This window comes from Candidatus Eisenbacteria bacterium, from assembly GCA_030017955.1.
Classification (GTDB): domain Bacteria; phylum Eisenbacteria; class RBG-16-71-46; order JASEGR01; family JASEGR01; genus JASEGR01.
Genome location: JASEGR010000098.1, coordinates 1 through 8,891 on the forward strand (window position 1 = coordinate 1; position 8,891 = coordinate 8,891).

7 protein-coding genes and 1 pseudogene are annotated in these 8,891 nt (G+C 54.0%); all 8 read left to right on the plus strand.

Annotated features, from left to right (window positions below; genetic code table 11):
• Nucleotides 1–186: 186 nt before the first annotated feature.
• The 8 genes and pseudogenes from QME66_11830 (at nt 187) to dtd (ending at nt 8,834) form a co-directional block, all read left to right on the plus strand.
• Nucleotides 187–1,173 carry an ABC transporter substrate-binding protein gene (locus QME66_11830; GenBank protein MDI6809653.1) on the plus strand — a complete coding sequence of 329 codons (987 nt, stop codon included), beginning with the start codon at nt 187–189 and terminating at the stop codon, nt 1,171–1,173.
• 39 nt (nt 1,174–1,212) lie between these two features.
• Complete coding sequence (locus QME66_11835) at nt 1,213–1,995, plus strand: ABC transporter permease subunit (GenBank protein ID MDI6809654.1); 783 nt, start codon at nt 1,213–1,215, stop codon at nt 1,993–1,995.
• A 3-nt stretch (nt 1,996–1,998) separates the two neighbouring features.
• The gene (locus QME66_11840) at nt 1,999–2,766 is read left to right on the plus strand and encodes an ABC transporter ATP-binding protein (GenBank protein MDI6809655.1); all 768 of its coding nucleotides are present in this window, start codon (nt 1,999–2,001) and stop codon (nt 2,764–2,766) included.
• Between the two features lie 12 nt (nt 2,767–2,778).
• Nucleotides 2,779–3,531: an ABC transporter permease subunit gene (locus QME66_11845; GenBank protein MDI6809656.1), complete on the plus strand. Its 753-nt coding sequence runs from the start codon at nt 2,779–2,781 to the stop codon at nt 3,529–3,531.
• 253 nt (nt 3,532–3,784) lie between these two features.
• Nucleotides 3,785–4,023 (plus strand): annotated as a pseudogene (locus QME66_11850) (class I SAM-dependent methyltransferase).
• An 847-nt stretch (nt 4,024–4,870) separates the two neighbouring features.
• A complete protein-coding gene (locus QME66_11855; GenBank protein MDI6809657.1) occupies nt 4,871–5,989 on the plus strand; it encodes an amidohydrolase family protein in 1,119 nt (372 codons plus the stop codon).
• Nucleotides 5,990–6,204: 215 nt separating this feature from the next.
• Complete coding sequence (fusA, locus tag QME66_11860) at nt 6,205–8,301, plus strand: elongation factor G (GenBank protein MDI6809658.1); 2,097 nt, start codon at nt 6,205–6,207, stop codon at nt 8,299–8,301.
• Nucleotides 8,302–8,390: 89 nt separating this feature from the next.
• The gene (gene dtd / locus QME66_11865) at nt 8,391–8,834 is read left to right on the plus strand and encodes a D-aminoacyl-tRNA deacylase (protein ID MDI6809659.1); all 444 of its coding nucleotides are present in this window, start codon (nt 8,391–8,393) and stop codon (nt 8,832–8,834) included.
• Nucleotides 8,835–8,891: the final 57 nt, after the last annotated feature.

An 8,891-nucleotide genomic window follows, 5' to 3' on the forward strand; every position in this document is an offset into this window, starting at 1 on the left:
GAAGAAGGGGACAAGAAAGTATCAGGCGGAGCGTAATCGAATAAATAAAATTGGGTTGATCGACATAGGATGTGTCCAATAGCTAACCGAAAATATTACGCTTTGAATTCTTGAATTGGCTAACTCACCCTGAAGTGAGTTCTCATTCCTTCCGGTCAGACCCACGGAAGGCGAAAGGAGGAAAACATGAATATCAGGACAAAAGTGGCAATGGTGGTTGTTCTTCTTGTCTGTCTGGCCATTAGTCTGCCTTCATTGGGCGCCCAGACCCGGACAAAGATCCGTTATGGCCTGGGCGATGTGCTCGGCACGGACGATCTGCAGCTCCTAATTGCGATCGAGCGGGCAAAGGCGCGTGGGGTGGATGTCGAAGTGACAGCCTTTAAAAGCGAAGAACTGGCGACCCAGGCCGTGATTAATGGCCAGGTCGATGTGGGGCAGGGCACCCCTTATGCGGCCATCCCAAAAGTGACCATTCCCATCCGGTTCTTCTACCAGCTCTATGCGCTTCAGTTCTTCCCGATCGTCAATAAGGAGTTCTACAAGATCTGGAAGGACCTCGACGGCCAGGAGATCGCGGTCCATGCCCGGGGTTCCGGGACCGAGGCGATCATGAACTTGATGGCCAAAGAGCACGGGATCAAGTACAAGAACATCAGCTACGTCCCCGGTTCCGACGTGCGCGCCCTGGGACTGCTGCGAGGAACCATTAAGGCCTCGATCCTTGACGCGACGAACAGGAGTTACGTGATGAGGGAAGCCCCTGACAAATTTCTCATCCTGCCGCTCGGCAAGGTGAAGGCCAGCGACGAGTCTCTGTTCGCAACCAGGGATTTCCTGGAGAAGAACCACGCTGCGGTGACCATCTTCGTGGAGGAGCTGCTCAGGGTGTCCCGCCAGATCAATGCGAACCCGAAGTTCCCGGCAGAGGAGCGGAAGAAGCTGGGGATCATGAAAGACCTGCCAGCCAAGGTGGAAGCCGAAATCACCCCCTATTATGAGGAGGCTGTCAAGAACGAGATCATTTCCAACGACGGCGGGGCTGGGCTGGCGCCTAAGACCGACCTGGAGTTCTTTAGACTTTCCGGCCAGCTCAAGGGAGAGGACCTGAAGGTCGAGGACTTCTGGCATTTGGCGCCATTAAAGGAGGCCATCACGAAGCTCGGCAAGTGACAGGACAACGAACCCGTTCTCCGAAGACGATCTTCGTGATTGAAAACATTGATGGTGCAAACGAACCAACCCAGGGGACGACGCGTCCCCTGGCTTCTCATTTCTTTTGCCCTTGCTTTTGCCCTCTGGGAGGTTGCCGGCCGCTGGCCGATTAGCGCTGCCTTCCCTCCGTTTAGCAAGACGCTGCTGGCGTTCTTTCGCATGACGGCGGATGGCAGCTTTCTCAAGGCTTACCTCTCCACGACGCAGCCGCTGATCATCGGGTTCATCATCTGCGGAATCATCGGGGTCAGTTTCGGGATTTGGATGGGGCTCTCCCGTGCGATGGAGTGGCTCAGCCTACCGGTCTTCGTCATCCTGCAGGCGGCGCCCATGGCTGCCGTTGTTCCCCTGGTGACCTACATCTATGGGATCGGACTCACCTCGAAGGTCCTGGCTGTGGCTATCCTGGCGGCGCCGGTCATCGTCATGAATTCCTACAAGGGAATCCGCAATGCCAATCCCTCGCTGATTCAGATGTGTCGCGCGTTTCTGGGGACCCGGACGCAGGTGGTGGTGAAGATTGTTCTTCCGCACGCCGCAGCGATGATCTTCACCGGGCTTCGATTAGGATTGGCCATGGGATTCATCGGGGTGGTGATCGCGGAGTTGTTGATCACGCCGACCGGGATCGGCGATCTGATCACCTATCATAGTTCCGTTGCAGATTTTCCTGAGATGTTTGCCGCGGTGGCCTCCATCATCCTGATCGCCGCTGTGACCATTCACGCCCTCGAGCGGCTCGAGCGCAGGCTGTTTCCCCCCGAAATGAGAGGATCCTAAACCATGTCGGACGAAGCGATTGTAGAACTCAAGGATATCGGCAAGACATACGAGACGGGGGTCGAGGCCTTGCGGGAGGCAAACATCTGTTTCCCCGCGGGCAAACTGAGCACACTTTTGGGGCCGAGCGGGTGCGGCAAGACCACCCTTCTCAAGATCATCGGCGGCCTGATTCCGGCCACCACGGGCGAGGTCTGGGTGAAGGGGGGGCGGGTGGATGGTCCTGGGGCGGAGCGCGCCTTCGTGTTCCAGGACTTTGCCCTTCTGCCCTGGGCCACAGTGGTTCGCAACGTCGCCTTCGGGCTGGAACTTCGAGGGGTTTCCAAGGAGCAGAGGCTCGAGATCGCCCGCAAATTCATCGACGAGGTCGGCCTGACCGGCTTCGAATCGAGCTACCCTCATCAGCTCTCCGGCGGGATGCGCCAGCGCGTCGGGCTGGCCCGCGCCCTGACCGTCGATGCTGACATCATCCTGATGGACGAACCGTTTTCGTCGGTGGATGAACAGACCCGGCGGAAGTTCCAGGAGGACCTGCTCGACCTCCTCCAGCACCGGCAGAAGACCGTGATCTTCGTGACCCACAGCATCGAGGAGGCGGCTTATCTCTCCGACCGGATCGTCCTCCTTTCGGCGAGGCCAGGAACGGTCTCGCAGATCATCCAGCCGAACATCGATCGGGGCAGCAAGAACCCTGACGAGATCCGTCGTGACAAGAACTACCTGGACGCCGTGGATAGGATCTGGCAGGTTTTGAAGAAATACCTGAGCTAATCGGAGCACATAATGCAACTGTTTGGCAAAAAGATTCCGCTAAGTGTTTCCCTTCTGTTCTGGTTCCTCGTGTGGGAATTCATCGGACGGGTTGGAGTCTTAAGCATTTTCCCTCCGCTTACCCGGATCATTGTGACAGGAGTGACCATTCTGCCCAGTGAGAAGTTCATCAAAGCGGCCGAGATCTCCCTGCGCTCGTTCGCCATAGGGATGTCGCTGGCGCTGATCGTAGGCATTGCGCTCGGCGTGTTGATGGCCCGCGCGAAGACTGTCGGAGAGATCCTCGGCACCTGGGTCAATGTCTTCGTGAGCGCGCCCATCTCCGCCCTGGTCCCCATTCTCATGGGGTTGCTCGGGATCGGGGAGACGACGGTGGTCGCGACGGTCTTCCTGTTCGCCGTCTTTGTCATCGTCCTCGACACCCAGGTGGGGATCAGCAAAGCAGACAAGTCACTGATCGAGATGGCCCGCTCTTTCGGCGCCCGGAGATACCAGATTTACACCAAGGTCCTGATCCTGAGCGCCCTGCCGGAGATCCTGACCGGGGTCCGTCTGGGGGCGATCCGGGGCGTGAAGGGAGTGGTGATTGGCCAGCCCCTGGTCTCGATCATCGGCGTGGGAGAACTGTTCGAGCTGTATTCCAAGTATTTCCTAATGGAGGAATTCTGGGCCCTCGTCATTGTCGTCTTTGCCTTCGCGTTCCTGGTCTCCGAAGCCATCGCCTATCTGGAGCGCCGAGTGGAGTACTACGCCAGCGCCCGGTAGCAGCTTCGCTGCAATCGAATTGGGATCACATCTTCAATTGTCAATGTCATTGGGGGCGGGTTCCAATTTCCGGGGCAGACATTATCTCAAGGAAGAAGAGCGTATGGGAAGAACGGGTGCGATCCTCCTCATGGCACTCATCCTGATCCCCTTGCCGTGGGGAGGCCCGCTGTGCACCGGGAATGAAGGGAGCACTAAGGAGAAGCCGGCACTCGACGTCCCCTACGAACCCACAAGCTACGGGATCGCAGCAGAGATGCTTAAGGTGGCCAAGTTGACCTCCGAAGATCTGGTCTACGACCTGGGGTGCGGGGACGGGCGTATCGTGATCATGGCAGCAAAGGAGCGGGGGCAAGAGGCGTCGGTGTCGACCTCGATCCGGAGCGCATCAAGGAAAGCAGGGAGAATGCCCAAGCAGCGGGAGTCAACCACCAGGTGAGCTTCTTCGAACAGAACCTGTTCGAGACAGATATCAGCAAGGCGACGGTAGTTATTAATCAGTCCATAATTGAGAAGACATATTCTTCCGAAAATCTTCCATAACCCTAATATTGTTCAGTGAAACTTTTACCGTTCACCCTGAGCTTGCCTGCCTGTGCCTGGCAGACAGGTCGAAGGGTGCGCAGCCACGCCGTTCATGCTTCGACAGGGCCTGTTCTGAGCGAACCGTTCGTCCCTTCGAGAGCCTCAGGGCGAACGGTTTTCCCCGAATGTCCTGAGCGAAGTCGAAGGAAGGGCTCAGCACGAACGGCTTAGTACATTGGTTCATAAATACGCTAACGTATTTTTTCTCTATGCCCCTAAGAGGTCTATACGCAACAACATTAATCACGGAAAAGGACGTCATTCCTGCCCCGTATCAAGTACGGGGTAAACTCCAGCAGGAATCCAGGAAAACACTCCTGCCTGCCGGTAGGCAGGGGATTCCCCCGTGTCAAGCACGGGGCAGGCTTAGTCAAGCCCGGAATGACAAACTACACAGGACCTATTTATCGTCATGTATAACACGTTAGTGTATTTATGGAATCATGTACTTAGTCTTCGACGTCCATACAATTATGGACTGATTAGTAAAAAAGCGGACATTTCTATTAGATAAGGTGTCACCCATGAAACGCTGGCCCCTCTTTCCGCAAAAGGTATTTTCTCACGTAGAATTTGCCCACCTGCCCAAGGCAGACTCAGTATCTTCTTCGGCGATGTTGGAAACCCCTTGCCTTTGAGGCGAGGTAGTTTAGTGCTTTCAATCTCATAGCGCTGAGAGTATAATAAAACATCCTGTCCCTGACATTCCCGCCATAGGCGGGCCAGGGCGCTTGCCATCAAAGGGGAAAAGAGGATGAGAGGAATTTGCTTGATCATTGCTGCAGCGGCATGCCTGATCACGATCTTTTCGAGTTGCGCTCCCACTGTTTCAGAGAATATTGAGAGGAAGCCCGCAGGCAGTCCCCAGGAGTCCATCTCGCAGAAGACAACCGGGTTTATTGATACACACAATCATCTCGCCGGACGTTTCGGCAGGCGTCTGGATGGTGAGGAGGTCGACTATGAGGGAGCGGCTAAAGTTGCCATGGCTGCCATGAAGCAGTTCGGCATCAAGAAATTGTTTGTCATGCCACCCCCTTTTTCTCCGGAACATCCCAATCAATACACTTTTGAGGACTTGATTGGCGTTGTTAAGAAATTCCCCGACCGATTTGCCTTTCTGGGAGGCGGCGGAACGCTTAATGTGATGATTCATCAGGCCGTGCAGGAAGGGACAATCAGACGGGGGGTGGAGAACCAGTTCGAGAAAAAGGCCCTCGAGATCCTTTCGAAGGGAGCTATTGGCTTCGGAGAACTCACTGCAGAGCACCTCTCCTTGAGTTACGACCATCCTTATGAATCGGCCCCTCCGGATCATCCCTTATTCTTGCTTCTCTCTGACATTGCTGCGCGCCACGGAGTGCCCATTGACATCCATATGGAGGCTGTTCCTGAAGATATGGACCTGCCAAAGGTCAGGAGGCTTGAATCACCTCATAATCCGAAGGTCCTGCGCGCAAACATAGCAGCCTTCGAGCGGTTGCTGGCTCACAACCGCAATGCCAGGGTCATCTGGGCCCATGCGGGATGGTGCAATACCGGACACCGCACCCCTGAGCTCTGTGCCCAACTGTTGGGAAGGCATTCCAACCTCTATATGAGCTTCAAGATCAGGCGGGACAGCCTGGCTGAGGCGAGGCCCCTGACAGAGGACTTCCGGATCAAACCGGAATGGCTCAACCTGATCCGAACCTATCCGGATCGGTTTGTCATAGGGAGCGATCAGTTTTATGCATCGCCGAGATTCCCCAAACAGATTGGACCTCCCAGAGGGAAGGGAGTTGAAACGGAACACCTGCTGACGGTCCTGCCTCCTGAGCTTGCCAATAAGGTTGGCTATGAAAATGCCATTCATCTCTTCAAACTGAAATGATAGGGGAACAAAAGGCTGTCAAAGAGTTTCAGAAAAGGCCTACTATCATTCAATATTCACAAGTCTGTTCAATTTGTCGTTGAGGGATAAAACGGGAAGATTTCTACATCCATTTTGGCGTCCTCAAAAGATCGAAGGGTTGATTTTATTCAGGGAATAAGGTAGTTTATAAACTGTTTCCATTGCCATTCAGAGGATAGGAGAAAGGAGAGAAGATGAAACGATTTGAACCGAGCCACATTCGAAACATCGGCACCTTTGGCCATGGCGGGGAGGGGAAGACCTCTCTGGCTGAAGCGGTCCTCTTGGATACGGGAGAGAATACACGTCTGGGACGGGTGGATGATGGTTCCTCTTTGATGGATTTTGAGCCGGAGGAGATCCACCGGAAGATCAGCATCAGCGCCTCCCTTGCCCATTTCGAATGGGACAAACACCGGTTTTATCTGATTGACACACCCGGGTATGCCAATTTTATTGCAGAGGCAAAGGCCTCGATGAGAGTGGTGGACGGAGCCGTCATCGTGGTGGCCGGGAATTCGGAAGTGAAGGTCCAGACAGAGACGGTATGGGGATATGCCAATGAGTTTCAGGTGCCCAGGATCCTCTATGTTAGCAAGATGGATGTAGAGCGGGCCGATTTTCTCAAGGTGGTTGAAGCGGTGAGGAAGCGCTTTCCCTCACAGCCTGCTGTGCCTGTTCAGCTTCCCATCGGAGGGGATGGAAACTTCAAGGGAGTGGTCGACCTGATTGAGAGAAAGGCTTATCTCTACCGGGATAACGGAAGCGGACAGTTTGAGGTCAAGGAGGTTCCTCCCGAGTTGAAGGAAGAGGTGGAGCGACTCCGCGAGAAGTTGATCGAAGCGGTGGTGGAGATGGACGATCAATTGATGGAAAAATATCTGGAGTCCGGGGAGGTCACCACCGAAGAGGTCTTAAAATGCCTCCGTAAAGGGACGGTGGAAAGAAGGCTGGTGCCGGCTGTCTGTGGTTCCTCCATCCGAAATATAGGAATCCAGCCCTTTCTCGATCTGATCGTCCGCTGCTTCCCTTCGCCTCCGGAGAGGGGAAAGGTTGAGGGGAAGAACGTGAAGACAGGGGAGGTTGTTTCGAGAGAACCGAAGGAGGATAGCCCCTTATCCGCTTTCGTCTTCAAAACGATCGCCGATCCTTTTGCAGGAAAGCTGAGCCTTTTTCGGGTCTATTCGGGAAGCATCAACGCCGATTCGGCTGTTTACAATTCCAAAAAGGAGGTGAAGGAGAGGATCGGCCAGATCTTCTTACTGGAAGGGAAGAAACAGAAACCCGTAGGGTTTGCGACCGTGGGGGACATTGTTGCTGTGGCCAAATTGAAGGAGACGACCACCGGCGATACCTTCAGTGATGAGAAGAATCCAATCGTTTTTGAAGAGACCAAGCTGCCTCTACCCATGATCTCTTATGCCCTGACACCAAAATCAAAAGGAGACGAGGAGAAGATCACCTCCTCATTAGCCCGTATTCATGAAGAAGATCCGACCATGATGATGGGCAGGGATGAGCAGACCGGAGAGATCCTCCTCTCCGGAGTGGGGCAGACCCATGTGGAGGTGATCGTTGAGAAATTAAAAAGAAAATTCGGCGTGGAGGTGAATCTGAGCACTCCAAAGGTCCCCTATAAAGAGACGATCAGGGGATCGAAGGAGGGGGTCGTCTACCGCCATAAGAAGCAGACCGGTGGAAGAGGCCAGTTTGCGGAGGTCCATTTCGATATCTCTCCGCTTCCCAGGGGAAGAGGCTTCGAATTTGAGAATGCCCTTGTGGGAATGAATGTCCCGAGAAATTTTGTTCCTGCCGTCGAGAAGGGGATCGTTGAAGCCTTGCAGAGCGGCATATTGGCCGGTTATCCGGTGGTGGATGTGCAGGTCCGGTTTTACGACGGAAAGTCCCATGAAGTCGATTCCTCTGAAATGGCTTTTAAACTTGCAGCGATCATGTGCTTTAAAAAAGGGGTGCAGGAAGCCAATCCCGTGCTGCTTGAACCGGTGATGAAGGTGGAGGTGACCGCCCCTGATGAAAACATCGGCGATGTGATCGGCGATCTCAACAGCCGGAGGGGGAGGGTCTTGAAGGTCGATGCCAAAGGGAATTATCAGGCGATCCAGGCCAATGTCCCCATGTCAGAGATGCTGAAATATGCTCCGGACCTCAACTCAAAGACAGGGGGAAGAGGAACCTTCACCATGGAATTCTCCCATTATGAGGAAGTGCCCGCCCAGATGGCCGAAAGGGTCATCGCCCAGGCGAAGAAGGATAAAGAAAAAGAGAGTTAACAGTTCGGAGTTGGGAGTTCGGAGTTTCGGGCCTATGTCTCGCGAATCCCGGAGAATGTTTCACGGACACGAGACACGGACACGGTAGCATGAGAGCGGTCATTCAGAGGGTCAAATCCGCAGAGGTTCATGTCGATGAGCAGCTCTGTGGAAAAATTGGAAACGGACTTCTCGTTTTCGTCGGTGTGGCAAAAGGAGATGGAGAGGAGGATCTCTCCTATGTTGCCTCCAAGATACCCGACCTTAGAATCTTCGAAGATGCCTCCGGAAAGTTCAACCTTTCGTTAAGAGAAATAAGCGGGGAGATGCTGATTATCTCCCAGTTCACCCTCTATGGCGACTGCCGGAAGGGAAGAAGACCCTCCTTTACAGAAGCAGAAGACCCCGCCCTTGCCAAAGATCTTTACGAACGATTCATCCTTAGATTGAGGGAAGAGAACATCCCTGTCCAGACAGGTGAGTTTCAAGCCAAGATGGAGGTTCACCTCATCAATGATGGGCCTGTCACCCTTATACTGGAAAGTAGAAAGTAGAGAGTGGAAAGTGAAGAGGCATATTATTACCCTCTGCTTAATCAGCTTTTTTACTCT

Bases quoted from the DNA above. Each gene is read 5' to 3' on its own strand.
- QME66_11830 (MDI6809653.1), top strand. From the start codon at position 187: ATGAATATCAGGACAAAAGTGGCAATGGTGGTTGTTCTTCTTGTCTGT.
- QME66_11840 (MDI6809655.1), top strand. From the start codon at position 1,999: ATGTCGGACGAAGCGATTGTAGAACTCAAGGATATCGGCAAGACATAC.
- QME66_11845 (MDI6809656.1), top strand. From the start codon at position 2,779: ATGCAACTGTTTGGCAAAAAGATTCCGCTAAGTGTTTCCCTTCTGTTC.
- QME66_11855 (MDI6809657.1), top strand. From the start codon at position 4,871: ATGAGAGGAATTTGCTTGATCATTGCTGCAGCGGCATGCCTGATCACG.
- fusA (MDI6809658.1), top strand. From the start codon at position 6,205: ATGAAACGATTTGAACCGAGCCACATTCGAAACATCGGCACCTTTGGC.
- dtd (MDI6809659.1), top strand. From the start codon at position 8,391: ATGAGAGCGGTCATTCAGAGGGTCAAATCCGCAGAGGTTCATGTCGAT.